Below are 18,988 nucleotides of genomic sequence, written 5' to 3' on the forward strand. Positions count from 1 at the left end.
TCATTCTCAATCGAGATTACGCTGCAATACCAGAATGGCGCAGTAGCGCATCGATTTCTGGCTCACGACCACGGAAGCGCTTAAATAGCTCCATTGGTTCTTCACTGCCACCCATTTCTAGGATGTTATTCAAGAAACTTAGACCGGTTTCTTTGTTGAAGATGCCTTCTTCTTCAAAGCGAGAGAACGCATCTGAAGACAGCACTTCTGCCCATAGGTAGCTGTAGTAACCTGCGCTGTAACCACCAGCGAAGATGTGACCAAAGCTGTGTGAGAAACGCGCCCACTCAACCGCTGGTACAACTGCCACTTTCTCTTTCACTTCTGCCAAAGTTTCAAGCACACGAGCACCCACTTCTGGGTCGTATTCTGTGTGCAGAGTGAAGTCGAACAAGCCGAACTCTAGCTGACGTAGGATGCCCATCGCCGACTGGAAGTTCTTCGCGGCTAGCATTTTGTCTAGCATCGCTTTTGGTAGCGGTTCGCCAGTCTCGTAGTGACCAGAAATAAACGCCAGCGCGTCTTCTTCCCAACACCAGTTTTCTAGGAACTGACTTGGTAGCTCAACCGCATCCCAAGGCACACCGTTGATACCCGATACCGCGCCTGTTTCTACTTGCGTCAGCATGTGGTGGATACCGTGACCAAACTCGTGGAACAGAGTAACAACTTCATCGTGCGTAAACAGTGCAGGCTTGTCGCCCACAGGACGGTTGAAGTTACACGTTAGGTAAGCAACCGGTGTTTGTAGCTCGCCTGATAGCGTCACACGACGACCACGGCAATCATCCATCCACGCACCGCCACGTTTGTGTTCACGTGCGTATAGATCTAGGTAGAAGCTGCCACGTAGTGTGCCTTCGCCGTCGAAGATATCGAAGAAACGCACTGACTCGTGCCAAGTATCCACGCCTTCACGCTCTGTCACTGTCATACCAAACACGCGGTTTAGTACTTCAAACAGACCACTTACTGCTTTTGATTCAGGGAAGTAAGGACGCAGTTCTTCATCCGAAATTTGGAATAAGTGCTGCTTTTGCTTCTCGCTGTAGTACGCAATGTCCCAGACGTTTAGCTCGCTAACACCAAAGTCTGCGTTAGCAAACTGGCGTAGCTCTTCGATTTCGCGCTCACCTTGTGGTTTCGCTTTGGTTGCCAAATCGTTCAAGAAGCCAAGAACTTGCGCTGGGGTCTCTGCCATTTTGGTTGCCAGAGATTTCTCGCTGTAAGTGTTGAAACCCAACATACGAGAGATTTCATGACGCAGTTTTAGCTGCTCAGTGATGATTTCTGTGTTGTCCCACTTGCCTGCATTTGGACCACGGTCAGAGGCGCGCGTTACGTACGCTTCGTACACTTCTTTGCGTAGGTCTTGGTTATCACAGTACGTCATAACTGGTAGGTAAGATGGGATATCTAGCGTGATTAGGTAGCCATCGAGCTCTTTTGCTTCTGCTGCCGCTTTTGCCGCTGCAAGTGCAGATTCTGGCATACCCGCTAGATCTTTTTCGTCAGCAACGTGCTTAGTCCAACCCATGGTTGCATCTAGCACATTGTTGGAGAATTTTGAGCTCAGCTCAGACATGCGCTTGCTGATTTCACCGTAGCGATGTTGCTCGTCTGATGGTAGACCGATGCCCGAAAGCTCGAAGTCGCGTAGTGAATCCGAAATGGTCTTCTGCTGTGCACGCGTCAGCGTCGCGTATTCTTCGCTGGCTTTGATCGCTTTGTACGCTTCGTAAAGACCTTTGTGCTGACCAACCCAAGTACCGTACTCAGACAGGATTGGTAGACAGCTTTCGTAAGCCTCACGTAGCGCTTCGCTGTTCACTACTGAGTTCATGTGACCCACTGGTGACCAAATGCGGCTCAAGCGGTCATCCGCTTCTTCAATTGGCGCGATCACACTGGTCCAGCTTGGGTTTGCGTTGTCTTTAAGTACCTCGTCAATCTTGGCACGACAATCCGCAATCGCCTGCTCCACTGCAGGTTTAATGTGTTCTGGTTTGATTTGCGAAAACGGAGGAAGATCCGTAAACGTAAGAAGTGGATTAGACATGAATAATTCCTTTTGTGTTTTGGCTCTGTATTTGCCTATTCGCATTTGCAAAGCACCTATTGGTGTTTGCAAAACAGTAGGCGAACTCAATGCACAGGCAAGCCGACAACATGGATGGGGGGATTTCCGTTCCCTTTCTCGATGCAGCAATGACCGAATGGGTCAAAGAGCGCTTACTCTGTCCTTGAGTCTTGTTATGCCTAAGTTCGGTTTGGCACTCTATTGGAGCGGCACAATCCCACTTAGGTTCAATTTGTTTACTCATACTAAGTATGGGTGACTTAAAGAAATTTCAATAGCGAATCCCTATCAGTGATACTGATTTGAATCGAAGTTCTACTTCTTTAAGTTACTTGAGTATAATACCGCCATATCGCGAAAATCACAGACCACACTCAGTCAAAGAGTGTTTCGAGAGTTTAATTTGTTAAGTTACCGCCACAGCTTCCACGCTGGCAACCATGCTGACGTGGTAAAACACATCGTTCAAAGCCTCATTCTTGATGCACTAAAGCAAAAAGATAAGCCGTTTGTTTATCACGATACCCACTCGGGTGTGGGACGCTACGATCTGACTCACGAATGGTCTGAGAAAACGGGCGAATACAAACAAGGCATCGCGCGCATTTGGGATAACTCAAACATCCCTGAAGAGATCGCAAGCTACATCGATTCAATCAAAACATTGAACAACGGTGAGAATCTGCGTTACTACCCAGGCTCACCACGTGTTGCACGTGCGCAAATCCGCCCGCAAGACCGCATGGTTCTAACTGAGCTGCACCCAGCCGATCACCCGCTACTAGAACAAGAGTTCCATCGTGATCGCCAAGTGAGCATCTACAAAGAAGATGGCTTTAAGCGTCTGAAAGGCAGTCTGCCACCGCAAGAGCGTCGTGGTTTGGTGCTGATTGACCCACCATACGAGCTAGCGAAAGAATACCGCGACGTCGTGCAAGCGATTTACCAAAGCCACAAACGTTGGGCAACGGGTATCTACGCGATTTGGTACCCAGTAGTAAACCGCCATGACATCGAAGACATGATTGAAGGTTTGGAAGGGCTTGGCATTCGCAAAATTCTGCAAATCGAATTGGGCGTATCTCCAGACACCAACGAGCGCGGCATGACGGCATCGGGCATGATCGTGATTAATCCACCGTGGAAACTGGAAAGCCAGATGAAAGAAATTCTGCCATTCCTGCAAGAAGCGATCGCACCAGCAACGGGTCACTGGAAAGTCGACTGGATTGTTCCAGAATAAAAAACACTGAATTTCAGAACCTTAAAGCGCAACGACGACCTCGTTGCGCTTTTTTTATTTATTTTCTAAAAAATTTTCGTCTGCGCTTCGTCTTTTCTTTTTTGCCTGCGTCTTAGGGATGTAAACAAGCTAAAACATAGAGAGAAATGACCATGCTTAAAGTTATCAGTTTTAAAATTTGCCCATTTGTTCAACGCGTAACTGCGGCACTAGAAGCAAAACAGATCCCTTACGAGATTGAATACATCAACCTAAAAGATAAGCCACAATGGTTCCTAGACATCTCACCAAACGGTCAAGTACCGGTGATGGTGACAGAATCTGGCACGGCACTGTTTGAGTCAGATGCAATCATCGAATACATCGAAGACGAATACGGTCCGTTAGAACAAGGCGTGACAAACGAACAACGCGCACTAGACCGAGCTTGGAGCTACCTAGGTTCTAAACACTACTTGGCACAATGCGGCACTATGAGCAGCAAAGACCAAGCAACCTTTGAAGAACGAGCAGAGAAGCTGATCAAAGCGTTCCAAAAAGCAGAAAACCAACTGTCTGGTGAAACCAAGTTCTTCAAATCCGATGAACTAAGCAATGTGGACATGGCTTGGCTGCCGCTTCTGCATCGCGCTGCCATCGTCAAAGCGCACTCTGGTTACGACTTCTTCTGTGGTCTGCCAAAAATGCAGGCGTGGCAAAAGCACATCCTAGAATCAGGATTGGTAGAGAAGACGGTATCGGAAGATTTCGTGCAGCTGTTTAGCGATTTCTACCTAACCAACACTTACCTAGCGGATGGCAAAGACGTTCAAGCTCAAGGCGGTTGTGGGTCAACAAGCTGCTGCGGTTAATGCTTTTCCCCTCCCCTGAGCATGAAAAACACCAAGCGGAATAGCGCCTTATTCCGCTTTGCTATCCTTTCATCGCTATTTGTCATAAGCAATGTCACTTTTTCCCATTTAGGAAATTGCTAGACTCGATTTATGATAGGGACATGGAATTAACAACAATTCCGTTGGGATGTTGAGTTCATCACTCACCACCCCAATGTAATTATTGTCAGACAAAATTAATAAGCTCTTGGAGAAAGTAATGGCGACTCATTTTGATTATATCTGTATCGGCGGCGGCAGCGGCGGTATCGCATCAGCAAACCGTGCGGCAATGTACGGTGCTAAAGTAGCGCTTATCGAAGCTCAAGACCTTGGCGGTACCTGTGTAAACGTTGGTTGTGTGCCTAAGAAAGTGATGTGGCACGGCGCGCAAGTTGCAGAAGCAATGAACCTGTACGCAGAAGACTACGGCTTCGATGTAGATGTAAAAGGTTTCGACTGGAGCAAACTGGTTGAGAGTCGTCAGGCTTACATTGGTCGTATCCACCAATCTTACGACCGCGTTCTTGGCAACAACAAAGTAAACGTTATAAAAGGCTTTGCTAAGTTCGTTGACGAGAAAACGGTTGAAGTAAACGGTGAACACTACACAGCGGATCACATCCTGATCGCAGTGGGTGGTCGTCCAACGATTCCAAACATCCCAGGCGCAGAATACGGCATCGATTCAAACGGCTTCTTCGAGCTTGCTGAGCAACCAAAACGCGTTGCAGTGATCGGTGCAGGTTACATCGCGGTAGAAATCGCTGGCGTACTTCATGCTCTTGGTACAGAAACGCACCTATTCGTTCGTAAAGAATCACCACTACGTAGCTTCGATCCAATGATCATCGAAACGCTAGTAGAAGTAATGGACGCAGAAGGTCCGACTCTACACACCCACTCTGTTCCAAAAGAAGTGGTAAAAGAAGCAGACGGCAGCCTAACTCTACACCTAGAAAACGGTGAGAGCCAAAACGTAGATACCCTAATCTGGGCAATCGGTCGTCACCCAGCAACTGACGCTATTAACCTAGCATCAACTGGCGTTGCAACCAACGATCGTGGCTACATCAAGGTAGACGAATACCAAGAAACGAACGTGAAAGGCATCTACTGTGTAGGTGACATCATGGAAGGTGGTATCGAGCTAACACCAGTGGCTGTTAAAGCAGGTCGTCAACTTTCTGAGCGTCTGTTCAACAACAAACCAAACGCGAAGATGGACTACGATTTGGTACCTACTGTGGTATTCAGTCACCCACCAATCGGCACTATCGGTCTAACGACTCAAGAAGCAGAAGAGAAGTACGGCAAAGACAACATCAAAGTCTACACGTCTGGCTTTACTGCGATGTACACAGCGGTTACTAAGCACCGTCAACCATGTAAGATGAAGCTAGTATGTGCTGGCGAAGAAGAAACGGTTGTTGGTCTTCACGGCATCGGCTTCACCGTTGATGAAATGATTCAAGGCTTTGGCGTAGCAATGAAGATGGGCGCAACCAAAGCAGACTTCGACTCTGTTGTGGCTATCCACCCAACAGGCTCTGAAGAGTTCGTTACGATGCGTTAATCACTTTGCTGATTTAAACAGATAAACAAAAAGGGTCATCAATTACTTGATGACCCTTTTTCTATTCACGTTTTAAAACGTTCGGGGGTATTTCGGAGCCGTTTGCGCGTTTTACTTAACTGCGCGAACCAATTCAGCAATACCTTCCCAATCGCCGTTGTCCATCATAGCGGTTGGCACCATCCAAGTACCGCCACACGCTACAACTGATTTCAGCGCTAGGTAATCTTCCACGTTAGATGGGCTTACACCACCTGTTGGCATGAATTCCACTGGGTAAACCGCCGTTAGTGCTTTAAGCATGTTCACGCCGCCTGATGGCTCAGCAGGGAAGAACTTCAGGGTACGTAGACCCATTTCCATCGCTTGCTCAACCAAGCTCGGGTTGTTCACACCCGGTACGATTGTCACGTTGCGTTGCTGACAGTATTTCACTGTCGTTGGGTTGAAACCTGGGCTCACGATAAAGTCCACACCCGCTTCAATCGCGATGTCCACTTGTTCAGTTGTCAGTACTGTACCAGCACCGATCAGCAGTTCTGGGTACGCTTCACGCATGATGCGGATCGACTCAGCCGCCGCTTCAGTGCGGAATGTCACTTCCGCACATGGTAAACCGTTTTCTACCAACACTTTTGCCAGTGGCAGAGCGTGTGCTACATCGTTGATTGCGATAACTGGGACGATTTTGATTTCTCTTAATCGTTGTTCAAGTGTTGTCATGGGTAACCTCTAAAGAATAAAGCTTAATGTTGCTACGATAATAAACGCGATACTACCAAGTAAAGTTTCCATTACCGTCCAAGTTTTTAGCGTTGTTTTCTCATCCATCTCTAGTAGACGAGATACTAGCCAGAAACCAGAGTCGTTGAAGTGAGAAAGCACTGTTGCACCACCTGCAATCGCGATAACGATAAAGCATAGGTCTAGCTCGCTCAAACCAGTTGATGCTGCCACCACTGGTGCGATAAGTGCTGCAGTTGTCGTTAGTGCCACGGTTGCTGAGCCTTGAGCAACACGCAGACAGGTAGAGATAACAAACGCTGCTACGATCACTGGCATACCTGTGTCAGTCAGAACGTCTGCTAGTGCATCACCGATACCACTTGCACGCAGTACGCCACCAAACATGCCGCCCGCACCTGTTACTAGGATAACGCCACAGATCGGAGCCAATGAGTCGCCACACAGCTTCTCAAGTTTTGCCATGCCGTAGTCTTTCGCGAATACCGCAAGAGACACAAGCAGAGTAATCAGAAGTGCTACCGGTGTTTTACCTAGCATACGTAGGAACTCAACCAGTGCTGTTTTGCCATCAATCACACCCGCAACCGCTAGTGTGTTCAGGACTGTGTCTAAACAGATTAGCAGTACAGGCAGCACTAGGATGGTCATTACTGTGCCAAATTTTGGCAGCTTAGATTCATCAACTTGTGTTTCACCGTTGAAGAACGCTTTTGATAGTGGGATATCGAATTTCTTGCCCGCGTACAAACCAAATAGGTAAGCGCCTAGGTACCAAGTTGGGATAGCTACTAGGATACCAACAACAAGCAGTAGACCAATGTTTGCGCCTAGGAATTCTGCTGCTGCAACAGGACCTGGGTGCGGAGGAACAAAGCCGTGCATTACTGCAAACGCACCCGCTGCAGGTAGTGCGTATTTGATTGGCGAACCACCAAAGCGCGCTGCCACACTTAGGATGATTGGCATCATTACCACGAGACCAGCGTCAAAGAAGATTGGGAAACCGAACAGTAGTGAAGCCACACCCAATGCAAATGGTGCGCGCTCTTTACCGAAGCGTCCAATCAAAGTATCTGCCAGCACTTGCGCACCGCCAGTTACTTCCAAAATCTTACCGATCATTGCGCCAAGACCAACCAGCAATGCTACTGAAGCCAGCGTGCCACCGAAACCACTCATCATGGTTGGGACAACTTGGTCAGAAGAAACGCCAGTCGCAATCGCAGTACCTAAACTCACCATAGTTAGGGAAGCAAAAGCGTGCACTTTTAGCTTAATAATCAATACAAGTAACGCCGCAATCGCGAGGACTGCAATCGTTAATAGGAACGTAGGGTCTGGAGCTTGGGTTAGCTGTTCCATGGGTTCACCTTTAAAAATTATTGTTTGTGTTGTGGTTCACATTTATTTGAGTTACCGGTAACATGTTACCGATAACATGAATAAGATAAACCCATATTTTAAAGTGAATTCAAAAATTGAGATCACGCGCAAATTTGTTATGAGGATAAGTTATGGCTGGTAGTAGTGTCGTCGTTATGGGCGTTTGTGCGAGTGGCAAAACCACAATTGGTGAGCACTTGGCGAAAAAGCTGGGACGTAAATTCATTGATGGTGATGATCTTCACCCACGAGCAAACATTCAGAAGATGGCATCAGGTCAACCTCTGAACGACGACGACCGCAAACCTTGGCTAGAACGTATCCGCGACGCTGCTTATAGCTTAGAAAGCAAAAACGAGCACGGCATTATTGTCTGTTCGGCACTAAAAAAGATTTATCGTGATCAAATCCGCGAAGGCAACGAGAACGTGACCTTCCTTTTCCTAGATGGCAGCAAAGAACTGATCCTTGAGCGTATGCGTGCTCGCCAAGGTCACTTCATGAAAGAGAACATGGTCAACAGCCAGTTCGAAGCCCTAGAGCGCCCAGAAAATGAGCCTCGCACCATTTTCGTCAGCATTGATGCAACCATCGAAGACGTTGTGTCGAATGCCGCTGAGTTGATCCTAGTGCAAGACGAGGCAATGGCATGACTCATCAAGTAATTTTAGACGTTACTCAACGCTTAGTTGAGCGCAGCAAAGAAGCGCGTGCGGCGTTTCTTGCTCGCACAGAAGTCCAAGCAGAAGCAGGCAAAGGTCGCGTCGGTCTGTCTTGCGGTAACTTGGCTCACGCTGTTGCGGCATCTTGTTCTTCTGAAAAGAAAAGCATTCTGGATTTCACGCATTCGAATGTAGCGCTGATCAGTGCTTACAACGATATGCTGAGTGCCCACCAGCCTTACCAACACTACCCTGATCAAATCAAGCAAGTGCTGTCTGGTTACGGTCACACTGCGCAAGTTGCTGGTTGTGTTCCGGCAATGTGTGATGGCGTGACTCAAGGTCAAGCGGGTATGGACATGTCACTGTTTTCTCGTGACTTAATTGCTCAATCAACAGCGCTTTCACTGAGCCACAACGTATTCGATGCGACCTTGCTTCTGGGTATCTGCGATAAAATCGCACCGGGACAATTGATGGGCGCGCTGTCTTACGCACACCTACCAACGGCATTTGTGCCAGCAGGTTTGATGGCAACAGGCATCAGCAATGAAGAGAAAGTCGACGTTCGCCAAAAATACGCAGCGGGCGAAGTAGGCAAAGACGCGCTACTTGATATGGAGTGTCGCGCTTACCACTCAGCAGGTACGTGTACCTTCTACGGCACGGCAAACACCAACCAACTTGTGTTTGAAGCAATGGGTTTGATGCTACCAGGTTCGGCATTCATCCATCCACATACTGAGCTACGTAAGGCGCTGACCGATCACGCTGCGCTGAAAATTGCGGCAATGAATGCAGGTTCAGCCAACTTCCGTCCATTGTCTGAAGTTGTCACCGAAAAGAGCCTCATCAACGGCATTATCGCGCTGTTGGCATCGGGCGGCAGCACCAACCACACTATCCACATGTTGGCAGTGGCGCGTGCAGCAGGTTTGATTCTGACATGGCAAGACATCAGTGATCTATCTGAAGTGGTGCCACTATTGGCGCGTGTTTACCCGAATGGTCCAGCTGACATGAACGCATTCCAAGAAGCGGGTGGCGTACCTGCACTATTACATCGTTTGAACGAGTCAGGCTTGCTTCATCGTGACGTGAAACCGGTATTCGGCGAATTCGAAGACCAAATGACGCTACCAAGCCTAGTCGACGGCAAACTGACTTGGACACCATGTGGTGGCAGCCAAGACAGCGAAGTGATTGCTGCGCCAACGCAAGCTTTCCAAAACACCGGTGGTACTCGCGTACTCAACGGTAACTTGGGTAAAGCGGTAGTGAAAGTGTCTGCGGTGAAAGAAGAGCAGCGCGTCATTGAAGCACCAGCAATCGTATTCCAATGCCAACACGAAGTGGAAGCTGCGTACAAACGTGGTGAGCTAAACCAAGATTGCATCGTGGTCGTGACGCACAACGGTCCTGCAGCGAACGGCATGCCAGAGCTGCATAAACTGATGCCAATTCTCGGCAACGTGCAGAAAGCGGGCTTTAAAGTCGCGCTAGTGACGGACGGTCGACTATCGGGTGCATCGGGTAAGATTCCATCGGCAATCCACGTTTCTCCAGAAGCAATTCGTGGTGGCGCGATTGGCTTAGTCCGCAATGGCGACATCATCCGCGTTGATTGCCAAACTGGCGAGCTGAACAACCTAAGCGATGTTACTGACCGTGAATTGTTAGAGATGGATACTGAAGCGAAACAACAGACTTGGGGTCGTGGCTTCTTTAGCGTGATTCGTCAAAGCGTTTCGAGCGCAGAAGAAGGCGCAAGCTTTATTGTGTAGAGCGGGAAGAAAGACCCTGTCATTCCGACGAGCCTAGGCGAGATCAGGAATCCAATATCAAAGTGCTGTGAAGCGAGAGGAAACATCTCTGCCACAGCACTTTTTGTTGGTAGATTCTGAATCACGCTCGTCCCTCGCTGTTCAGAATGACGAGCTTTGGGGTTGGTCACTTTTCTTTTTAAATAAATGAATGAATCCGTCATTCCGACGAGCCTAGGCGAGATCAGGAATCTACTATCAAAGTGCTGTGAAGCGAGAGGAAACACCTCTGCCACAGCACTTTTTATTGGTAGATTCTGAATCACGCTCATCCCTCGATGCTCAGAATGACGATATCTAGGGTTCAGCAAACGACATCAAGCCGTCTTCATCACCACAACCGCCGCAATCACAACAAAGATACCAAACCAGCCAATCGGCTTAAGCTTTTGTTTGAACAGCAAAGCGCCACCAATCGCGGTACCTAAGATACCGATCGCGCCCCAAGAGGCGTAGGCGATCGCAAGGTCGATCTCTTTTACCGCTTGAGCAAGCAAGGTAAACGCAGCCATCACCAACACAATCGCAGTGATGCCCCACCCTTTGCGCTTAAAGCCTTTAGAGCGAGTCAGTGCCATGTTCGCCATGATATCGACCAACGCCGCCATGACGACAAATCCAAATGAAACAGTAAAAAATTGGCTCATGTTTAACACCTCGCATTCGATGAGCTTGGCAACTCATCTTTTTGTTGAGGCTGACCGTGTGATTCGCCGAGCGTCACACACACAATACCGACCACCGCCAGCGCCAAACCAAGCAACTGCTGCGTGCTTAAGTTAGCATCAAACAAAACGATAGAAACTAGGGTAATCAAGGCGATACCCAAGCCTTCCCATGTTGCGTACGCGACACCGATAGAGATTTTCTTTGCCGCTTTCGACAAGAAGTAATAGGAAATGGCGATCAGAACGTACATCACCAGATAGCCTTCCCACGCATTACTTTCACCAATAAACGACATCGTACTGGTACCGGCAACTTCGGCAACGATGGCGAGCAATAAAAATAGACGTGCAATGAGCATGATTCATCCTCCCCAGAAATTAAAAAACTGCATAACGGAGAATGGTGAACGTCCTTTAAGAATCAGACATTCAAAGAATTGATAAGATAAAAAGAGCCGCTTCTCCTGACTATTTGTAGTCAGATTAGCCCTTCTTCAGTAAAACAGACAGGTAATTGAGATATTCATTTTTGAATATCTTAAAGGGCAGTTTGCCTATCCGATCACGTTAATGGCGTATTGAGGGTTTGCTGCACCACTTGGTGCAAATGGCGGTGCAATGGGTGGTTACGGTAGGTCTGTAAATAACCTCCAGAAACAACAAATTGGCTGAACTCTCGGTTGACCATCGGCATTGGATAAGAGGCAAGCTCGTGCATCAAATGTGCAGTACTTTGGCTGGCATACATGATGGCATCGGTCTCAAGCAGCATTTGGCAAGCGACGCGCAAGTTGTAGGATTTAAGTAGTACGACCGGCTCGTAACCCATTCGGCGATATTCCGATTCCACCGTACACAGCGGATTGTAGGATGCTGGTGCAGGCAAAGAGACCAGTGGCAATTCCGACACCGTATCCCAATCATTGCTGATTTTCGACAACGTCGGGTGGTCTTTACGCGCCAAAATCACACGCTTTTCAACAAATAACGGGCGCATGTAGATGTCTTTCGACAACTCGGTTTCTTGGTCGAGAATGCAGTAGTCATGTTCGCCCTCTAGCATCTCGTCTTGGGAATAAATGTTCCAGCTTGAGAAAACAAACGAGGCTTGAGGAAAGGCTTGATGGCAACCGCGCAATAAACGCTGACCTTGTTCGTCCATCAAGTAAGGGTCAGTCACAATCGCAATCTGACCTTGGTACTCGAGTGGGTCAAAGTCCGAAAACTCCTGCACTACTTTTTCTAGCGGCGACAGCATGTTATCGAACTCCGCCGCAAGACGAATCGCCATTGGGGATGGCTCTACCCCGTGTGCTTTACGCACAAACAGAGGATCATCAAACACATCTTTAAGTTTCATCACCCCGCGACTGGCACTGGGCTGCGAAATGCCAAGCTGCATCGCCGCCAACTTGATGCTACGGTTATCCACCACGGCTTTAAGTAAGCGCATTAAATTCAGGTCTAACGCATCAAGTTGATGTGGCATGCCCGTGTCCTTATCAGAAACGAATGATGAAAGATAAACGTGAGTGAGTTAGACGCTTTCGCCCGCCGTAATTTGGTAGCCCATGTCGACTTTAGTCTCTGCTTGCTCTTCACCCTTTAGGCGCGCAATCAGTAGCTCGGCACTTTTCTCACCAATCTCGAAACGCGGTGTATCCACACTTGTCAGTTTCGGGCTGATGGTTTGCCCGATGTCTAATGCATTGTAGCCCACCACCGCAAGTTGATCTGGCACTTTAATGCCGCGTTGCTGAGCACTTAATAAGGTACCAATCGCGATGTCATCGTTGGTACAAAATACGCCATCAAGTTCTGGGTAGGTTGCCAGTGCGCGCTCCAGTAAATCATGCGCCAACGAAAAGCTTGAGTGATCGCCTGTTAGCACGTGCTTTGGCTCCAACCCTGCTTCCGTCATTGCGCGATCGTAGCCTTGCATACGCAATTTAGTACGCGTATCCAAGCGAGCACCGAAGTAAACAATCGTCCGTTTGCCCGACTCCAACATGCGTTTTACGACGCTGTAAGAAGCGTCTTCGTGGTCCATACCAACCGCCATATCTATTGGCTGCTCTGGCAGTTCCATGGTCTCTACCACAGGAATACCTGCGTTTTTGATCATCTGCAAAGTGCGTTGAGTGTGGTGGCTTTCGGTTAGGATTAAGCCGTCAACTTGGTAAGAAAGCAGTGACGCGATTTTGCGTTCTTCTTCCAACTCGTCATAACTAAAGTGCGCAAGCAGTGTTTCATAGCCATTAGCTTTAGTGACCGTTTCAATGCCCTGAACAAAAGACGCAAAAATTTGGTTGGACAGTGAAGGCAGTAAAATACCAATCGCTTTACTGGAAGACTTCGACAACATCGCCGGAGCACGGTTTTCGATGTAGCCCATCTCTTCAATTACAGCGGCAATTTTCACTCGCGTTTTTTCTGCCACTGAGTCTGGATTGCGCATGTAACGCGAGACGGTCATTTTTGTTACGCCAACTTTGTCTGCGACATCCTGCAATGTCGTTCGTGCTTTCTTATTCTGCTGAGCCATAAATATCTAATTTATCAGTAATGTTACTAGTAACATTATGACGAATAGACTCCTCGTCGACAAGCTCGGCAAAATCCATCTGCTACATCATTAATAAAATCATAACCTTACCGCTCAAATAACCATCAAATTGCAATTCCAACATTGTGATTCAAAGCTGAATAAATAAATGACATTAATATTGAGTTTCTTATAAAATAGCGTACCTAAAACAATAAGATACGAAGTACAGTGCAGTTAGGCTCTAGCGAAACCCAGATTTACTATCACCTGCTTGATCTGGACGACTCTCAAAAGCAGCAATACCTCAACGAATTGCAGCAGAGTCAACCTGAGCTTTACCTCCAAATCGCTCCTCTTTTAGCTAGCGAAAACGAAGAAGAACAACTGACACAGTTGCTCGGCTTCGGCGCGAATTTGGCAACCAAACAAGAGGTCGACCTAACGGGCGAAGAAGTTAGCAAGTACCGACTCACCCACGAGTTAGGGCGTGGAGGTATGGGGGTCGTATATGCGGCACTGCGCGCTGACGAGACGTTCGAGCAAGACCTTGCGATCAAGTTCATCCAAACCAATCTCAGTAATGTATTAGGCAAACGCGCGCTGTTTGATGAAGCTCAGCTTCTGGCTCGTTTGAACCATCCTTACATTGCCAAAGTGTTTGATGGCGGCTTGCACGGTGATTCGGTTTACATCGTGATGGAACGCGTTTTTGGTCAGACCTTAGACTCGTATTTGTTGCTCACGCCAATGGAAGACGATGACAAGTTGTTGCTGTTTAAGCAGATTTGTCAGGCAATGGAACACGCCCACCAGCATCAGGTCCTGCATGCGGATCTCAAACCAGAAAACATCCTAATTGATCGCAATAAACGACCAAAACTGCTCGATTTCAACCTGACACAAAAGGTGCAATCAAACAGTGATAATTCGTCTCCGGCATTAATTGCCTTCAGTGAAAAATACGCCAGCCCAGAACAGCAAGCCGGAGCGTTTTTGACTGAGCAAAGTGATGTGTATTCACTAGGTAAGATTCTGGCGCTGATGTTTCCTGATCAGCCAATATGGTCAGATATTTATTGGGTGGTGAGACGCGCGACGCGAGCGAAAGCAAAGCAGCGCTACCTCAATGTTCGGACACTGCGCCAAGATATTGAATGTATTTTAGAACGACGCCCAATAGAGCAAAAGAAGCACTGGCCACTGTACAGTACGCTTCGTTTAGTACAACGCCGACCGCTGCCATCGCTGTTGTCCGCAATCTTAGTGTTATCTGGTTTGCTGTTTGGTAACACTCTGATTCAAAAGAACATACAACTGCAACAAGAGAAGAAGATTGCAGAAGACATCATGTACGAAGTGACGCGCCTTGTCTTTCATGCCAAGGGGCAAAACGTCGAGCATATGTCCGTCAGTGCCATGATGGAACTGACACGCAGGCGGATTCTGTCTAACCCAGATATCCCCAAACACATAAAACAGAAAATGCTGTTGGCGATGATGACACCGGTGCCAGAGAAGCACCTCACTAAATCAATAAGTTGTCAGCCAAATTGTGCACCAAAGGACCGCACTCAACAGTAAGGCTAAACATAAGAAAGGCTTAAAAATTAAAATGTACACACGTTCCATTGCGATCTGGTTGTCTGCGTTAGCGATAGTACCAGCATGGGCGAACTCTACTTCTACGACTCCGTCGGCAGAAGCGACAGCGCCTACCATAAAACAAGGTTTCTTCATCGATTCACCGGTAACTGGTCTGTATTACAAAACCAGTTCCAACCTGTCTGGTCACACAAACAAAGGCGCATTTCAGTATCGTCCTGGCGATGTCATCAGCTTCTTCCTCGGCAATGACGATAACGGCTACTTGCTCACCACAATGTCGAGCCAAGAAGTGCTCACACCGACCATGGCGACCACAAAACCCAGTCGCAGCATCAATATGACCCGCTTGTTGCTCTCTCTCGACAGCACTCCGGAAAACCGTCAAGAAATCGTGCTAATCAACAAGGTATTATCCGATCCAACCTTCCAAGCACAGCTCAAGCGTCTCGACCTCAATTTCCTAGATGACGCCAAACACCAACTCAATTTGGATTGGGTTTCGGTGCAAGAAGCGGTTGAACATCTAAATGAAAGCCAACGCTACATCGAAAAGAACTTCGCCTCAAATGAGATCATTTTTGAGCCTCGTGACGTGCGATTTAAGAACATCATCATCAAGAAAAAGGATTGGCAGGGTCGCGCCTGTGCATTCGATATTCGCTATCAACACCACCCGCGTTACCGCCCACCAATTGGCGAGATTAACTTCACCATCACTAAAGAGAGCCTGATTCAACATCCAAGTGTTGGCGACTACTTCCAAGGCTGTTTCCTAGCACTTAACCAGAGCGTAACCGAAGAAATTGTCGAACCGATTGAAAAGTTCTCTGAATGGGAAAGCTTGGTCGGATGCGCCGATTCAGGCTGTACCCGTAGCGACCTTAATGGCTTCTCGTTAGAAGATTATGACGATGAAGGCGATTGGAAATATCGATCGGTTGCACTCAACTTCGATCCGAGCACCCAGCTATTAATGGAAAAAGTACAGGGGTTGGGACCAAACGAGCACGTTAAGCACCACAACCGTACTGAGATGTTGTGGTTTACCTATCCTGACTCTGTCGATAGCGAAATTGCCTACCAAGGTGTATGGCAACAAACTCAATACCTACAAGACTCAATGAAGCAGTCGTGTCTACTAATGCGTCATAACCAAGTGTTGCGTTTACCTGTCGATGCCGTTGCCTGCCCTACAGATACCAGTCTATACACCCAAGATGTCACCAACGAGTATTTGGACATGTGGTGGGTCAACAATGACCAACCAAGTGCTGAACTCGCGCAAATGAACGTGATGGTGCGTTGGTCACCAACCCCAGCGGAAATCAACTACACCACGTGGGAATACCTACCTGCAGGCAAAAGCTGGGAGCAAGGCATTTTGTATCGTTACCAACAAGACATTAGCCGTAATCGCGATGGTTCTGATCGCGTTGAAACCTATTCCATCTCTGAGTTTGTAAAAGTAAGTGAGGATGTATAGCCATGACTTCTAAATCTACTCTGACGCAAATTATCCAACAGTGGCAAGCAGGCGATAAACAGGCGGAAAGTGAGTTGTACCAATTCGCTTACCTACAACTGCGTAAAATTGCTCAACAAGAACGCGAGCGCAACGCAGAGAAATACGGAACCGACAATAAGGTACTGTCGGACAGCGTAAACAGCACCACAGCTCTGATCCATGACGCGTATTTAAAGATGTCTAATTGCGACATGAGTGAGATTGAAACCAAGCGCGATTTCTTCTTAATGGCAGCCAAAGTAATGCGCCAAATCCTGATCGACAACGCTCGCTCACATCAAGCGCAAAAACGCCAACACATCACGCTAATGAAAGAAGAAGAAGATCGCTTCGAGCAACTCATCATCATGGATAAAGCACTCGATAACTTTAGTGTGCGCTACCCGCGCCAATCCAACGCGTTAAAGCTCAAATATCTGATGGGCATGAAAAACCAAGAGATCTGTGAACTGCTCGAATGCAGCGCCAGTTTGATTGAAAAAGACCTTAAGTTCTCCCGCAGTTGGCTGCAATCAAGAATGGCACACGCGTAAAATCATGAAGAAGAAATACTGGATTGCAGGTGCATTGAGTACCTGCTTGATGGCGCTTTACTGGCTAACAGACGAGCAAACCACAGCTGCGGCTGCCAACATACAACCAGCGAATAATAACGAGAAAAAGAGAAATACGCCTCACGGAGAACGCACTTCCCTTATCGAAGTAAAACAGGCACTCACCGCATCTGCATTGGAAAGAAGCAATGAACTGGCGTTTGAAAAAGCGCTTGAATCCACGTTGTCAGACCGTCCTGATCAGGTTGAAGATGCCTTGGGATCATTGGAGGCCAATTACTCCCAAAACCTAACGATAACCTACATCAGTGAATCTGCACACGACGATGCAACAGAGAACGGCAAGCCGATAATAAACCTAGCGGTTGAGCAGCAATTACAAACCATTATCTATAGTTGGGAACTGACACAAAACAACCCTATCAACTACTCATTAGGGTTGGAACAGCTGTTCGAAGATCCAGAAGGAGACTTACTCACCACGCGAATTTGGCTAGAAAACGCCAACGGACTGAGCGTTCTCAACCAAGGGCAAATCATGCTGCAAGGCGCGCCAAAAGACTTCAACCAAACCACATATTTGGCAGTCTCTGCACGTGATGACCACCACGGGACAGAAGATCACGCTTGGGTCACGACACGCTTCGAGCTGCCAGCAGTCACTGCAGAGCAGAACGATACAGAACATCCGCTCATTGATGGTGTGGTATATCGCCTTGAAACCACAACGTTGCTCGGTGGACGCAAGTACCCTTACGAAGTAGTGTACTGTGAAGCATTTAAATTCATTGATGATGAAGTTTTTTATGCTGCTTCAAGCAACAAAACTCGCTGCCCAGACGAGCATAAGCTGAATAAAGTCGGGGAATACCAGATCAGTGATGACTCATTGATCATCCACATCAAAGGTAGCCGTCAGATCTGGACTACGAAGAAAACCTACCGGTCACGAGTTCACAAAGACACTGAGAACTACTTTATTACCGTCTTTGATAACAATCGTTTCGAAAGCTACACCATGCAAAAAAACAAGCGCTCAATGGAAGAGCGTTTGAACGTCAATACAGGAAAAGAGCTGTATCAGTCCGCCCTATTTGATCTGCTCATTCCGACTGCCGGCGGTTATCGCCATGCGCTCGCGGGTAACTATATTTTTGACCGAAGGCATGCTCAAGGTGGTGAGTATTACGACGGTTTCGACTCAGATCTCAACATAGTCACGTCTAATAGCGACTTATTTGCTCATGAATTCTGTCAGTTTTGGGACACCTCAATCCTTGCAGGTGAAGGGATGTTTAGCGAGGTAATTTCTTACTCCAATAATACCGATTGCGCGACTGCACCTAAGCCATCCGCATACGCTTATGTCTACTTCAACAATGATTATCATGCTAATGATGAGTTTATTCAGGGGGAGGTTTATAGCTACATCCTACGCCCATTTCCTCAGTACGCGAGCAAAGTAGAAGAGCTAAAAATAAACATGATTTACCACTACCCAAAAAATACAGCAGCCTATAAATAAACCAAAACAACACAAGTCATTGTTTATAAAGACCTAAATTTAAAGTTAATTGATATTTTTATTGATAGAAATTCCAAGAAAAAATATTCCAAAAATTTTTACGGTTTTTCTTTGGTTTTCCGTGTCTTGAAGCCGCTTCCAAATCCGATTAAAAATGCGCAGCTTTTCTAATCTCAC

16 protein-coding genes are annotated in these 18,988 nt (G+C 47.4%); 9 read left to right on the plus strand and 7 right to left on the minus strand.

The features are described 5' to 3' along the window. Positions 1-16 precede the first annotated feature (16 nt). A complete protein-coding gene (gene prlC, locus OH463_RS08635) occupies positions 17-2,059 on the minus strand; it encodes an oligopeptidase A (protein ID WP_269990984.1) in 2,043 nt (680 codons plus the stop codon). 424 nt (positions 2,060-2,483) lie between these two features. On the opposite strand from prlC, the gene OH463_RS08640 reads away from it, so the two are divergent. The 3 genes from OH463_RS08640 to gorA all read left to right on the plus strand — a co-directional run bounded on the left by OH463_RS08640 (position 2,484) and on the right by gorA (position 5,771). Then, the gene (locus OH463_RS08640; protein ID WP_005434590.1) at positions 2,484-3,323 is read left to right on the plus strand and encodes a 23S rRNA (adenine(2030)-N(6))-methyltransferase RlmJ; all 840 of its coding nucleotides are present in this window, start codon (positions 2,484-2,486) and stop codon (positions 3,321-3,323) included. 146 nt (positions 3,324-3,469) lie between these two features. Then, complete coding sequence (locus tag OH463_RS08645; protein WP_172580298.1) at positions 3,470-4,174, plus strand: glutathione S-transferase family protein; 705 nt, start codon at positions 3,470-3,472, stop codon at positions 4,172-4,174. Positions 4,175-4,415: 241 nt separating this feature from the next. Continuing rightward, the gene (gorA, locus tag OH463_RS08650) at positions 4,416-5,771 is read left to right on the plus strand and encodes a glutathione-disulfide reductase (protein WP_005429991.1); all 1,356 of its coding nucleotides are present in this window, start codon (positions 4,416-4,418) and stop codon (positions 5,769-5,771) included. 111 nt (positions 5,772-5,882) lie between these two features. Here gorA and OH463_RS08655 read toward each other — a convergent pair whose 3' ends face one another. Beyond that, positions 5,883-6,494 (minus strand): bifunctional 4-hydroxy-2-oxoglutarate aldolase/2-dehydro-3-deoxy-phosphogluconate aldolase, encoded by a 612-nt coding sequence (locus OH463_RS08655; RefSeq protein ID WP_005430025.1) that lies wholly within the window; start codon positions 6,492-6,494, stop codon positions 5,883-5,885. 9 nt (positions 6,495-6,503) lie between these two features. Further along, positions 6,504-7,880, minus strand: a complete 1,377-nt coding sequence (locus tag OH463_RS08660) for a GntP family permease (RefSeq protein ID WP_009701097.1) — start codon at positions 7,878-7,880, stop codon at positions 6,504-6,506. A 152-nt stretch (positions 7,881-8,032) separates the two neighbouring features. Between OH463_RS08660 and OH463_RS08665 the strand changes: the two genes are divergently transcribed. Both OH463_RS08665 and edd read left to right on the plus strand, forming a co-directional pair. Next, complete coding sequence (locus tag OH463_RS08665) at positions 8,033-8,554, plus strand: gluconokinase (protein ID WP_005434599.1); 522 nt, start codon at positions 8,033-8,035, stop codon at positions 8,552-8,554. After that, a complete protein-coding gene (gene edd, locus OH463_RS08670) occupies positions 8,551-10,347 on the plus strand; it encodes a phosphogluconate dehydratase (protein ID WP_269990985.1) in 1,797 nt (598 codons plus the stop codon). Before OH463_RS08665 ends, edd begins: the two co-directional genes overlap by 4 nt. Positions 10,348-10,703: 356 nt before the next feature. On the opposite strand, the gene OH463_RS08675 is transcribed toward edd, so the two are convergent. From OH463_RS08675 to OH463_RS08690, 4 genes are all read right to left on the minus strand, one after another. Next, positions 10,704-11,033: an SMR family transporter gene (locus OH463_RS08675; protein WP_269990986.1), complete on the minus strand. Its 330-nt coding sequence runs from the start codon at positions 11,031-11,033 to the stop codon at positions 10,704-10,706. Positions 11,034-11,035: 2 nt separating this feature from the next. Then, positions 11,036-11,413 (minus strand): SMR family transporter, encoded by a 378-nt coding sequence (locus tag OH463_RS08680; RefSeq protein WP_005430013.1) that lies wholly within the window; start codon positions 11,411-11,413, stop codon positions 11,036-11,038. A gap of 203 nt (positions 11,414-11,616) precedes the next feature. Continuing rightward, positions 11,617-12,543 (minus strand): LysR family transcriptional regulator, encoded by a 927-nt coding sequence (locus OH463_RS08685; protein WP_269990987.1) that lies wholly within the window; start codon positions 12,541-12,543, stop codon positions 11,617-11,619. 48 nt (positions 12,544-12,591) lie between these two features. Beyond that, positions 12,592-13,599: a LacI family DNA-binding transcriptional regulator gene (locus OH463_RS08690; protein WP_020196671.1), complete on the minus strand. Its 1,008-nt coding sequence runs from the start codon at positions 13,597-13,599 to the stop codon at positions 12,592-12,594. Positions 13,600-13,830: 231 nt separating this feature from the next. On the opposite strand from OH463_RS08690, the gene OH463_RS08695 reads away from it, so the two are divergent. Genes OH463_RS08695 through OH463_RS08710 form a run of 4 tightly spaced genes read left to right on the plus strand, consistent with a single transcriptional unit; the run spans position 13,831 to position 18,811 of the window. Continuing rightward, positions 13,831-15,183 (plus strand): serine/threonine-protein kinase, encoded by a 1,353-nt coding sequence (locus tag OH463_RS08695; protein ID WP_069218276.1) that lies wholly within the window; start codon positions 13,831-13,833, stop codon positions 15,181-15,183. 31 nt (positions 15,184-15,214) lie between these two features. Further along, entirely contained in the window at positions 15,215-16,690 is a 1,476-nt protein-coding gene (locus OH463_RS08700; protein ID WP_053050452.1) for a hypothetical protein, read from the plus strand. A 2-nt stretch (positions 16,691-16,692) separates the two neighbouring features. Continuing rightward, a complete protein-coding gene (locus OH463_RS08705) occupies positions 16,693-17,265 on the plus strand; it encodes a sigma-70 family RNA polymerase sigma factor (protein WP_005446332.1) in 573 nt (190 codons plus the stop codon). A 4-nt stretch (positions 17,266-17,269) separates the two neighbouring features. Beyond that, on the plus strand, positions 17,270-18,811 hold the full coding sequence (locus tag OH463_RS08710; RefSeq protein WP_017817150.1) for a hypothetical protein: 1,542 nt from the start codon (positions 17,270-17,272) through the stop codon (positions 18,809-18,811). Positions 18,812-18,988 lie beyond the last annotated feature (177 nt).

The organism is Vibrio sp. NFR, assembly GCF_027587095.1.
In the GTDB taxonomy this organism is placed as follows: Bacteria; Pseudomonadota; Gammaproteobacteria; order Enterobacterales; family Vibrionaceae; genus Vibrio; species Vibrio harveyi.

Coding starts and splice junctions, on each gene's coding strand:
- prlC (WP_269990984.1), bottom strand. CDS start 2,059: ATGTCTAATCCACTTCTTACGTTTACGGATCTTCCTCCGTTTTCGCAA.
- OH463_RS08645 (WP_172580298.1), top strand. CDS start 3,470: ATGACCATGCTTAAAGTTATCAGTTTTAAAATTTGCCCATTTGTTCAA.
- gorA (WP_005429991.1), top strand. CDS start 4,416: ATGGCGACTCATTTTGATTATATCTGTATCGGCGGCGGCAGCGGCGGT.
- OH463_RS08655 (WP_005430025.1), bottom strand. CDS start 6,494: ATGACAACACTTGAACAACGATTAAGAGAAATCAAAATCGTCCCAGTT.
- OH463_RS08660 (WP_009701097.1), bottom strand. CDS start 7,880: ATGGAACAGCTAACCCAAGCTCCAGACCCTACGTTCCTATTAACGATT.
- OH463_RS08665 (WP_005434599.1), top strand. CDS start 8,033: ATGGCTGGTAGTAGTGTCGTCGTTATGGGCGTTTGTGCGAGTGGCAAA.
- edd (WP_269990985.1), top strand. CDS start 8,551: ATGACTCATCAAGTAATTTTAGACGTTACTCAACGCTTAGTTGAGCGC.
- OH463_RS08675 (WP_269990986.1), bottom strand. CDS start 11,033: ATGAGCCAATTTTTTACTGTTTCATTTGGATTTGTCGTCATGGCGGCG.
- OH463_RS08680 (WP_005430013.1), bottom strand. CDS start 11,413: ATGCTCATTGCACGTCTATTTTTATTGCTCGCCATCGTTGCCGAAGTT.
- OH463_RS08685 (WP_269990987.1), bottom strand. CDS start 12,543: ATGCCACATCAACTTGATGCGTTAGACCTGAATTTAATGCGCTTACTT.
- OH463_RS08690 (WP_020196671.1), bottom strand. CDS start 13,599: ATGGCTCAGCAGAATAAGAAAGCACGAACGACATTGCAGGATGTCGCA.
- OH463_RS08700 (WP_053050452.1), top strand. CDS start 15,215: ATGTACACACGTTCCATTGCGATCTGGTTGTCTGCGTTAGCGATAGTA.
- OH463_RS08705 (WP_005446332.1), top strand. CDS start 16,693: ATGACTTCTAAATCTACTCTGACGCAAATTATCCAACAGTGGCAAGCA.
- OH463_RS08710 (WP_017817150.1), top strand. CDS start 17,270: ATGAAGAAGAAATACTGGATTGCAGGTGCATTGAGTACCTGCTTGATG.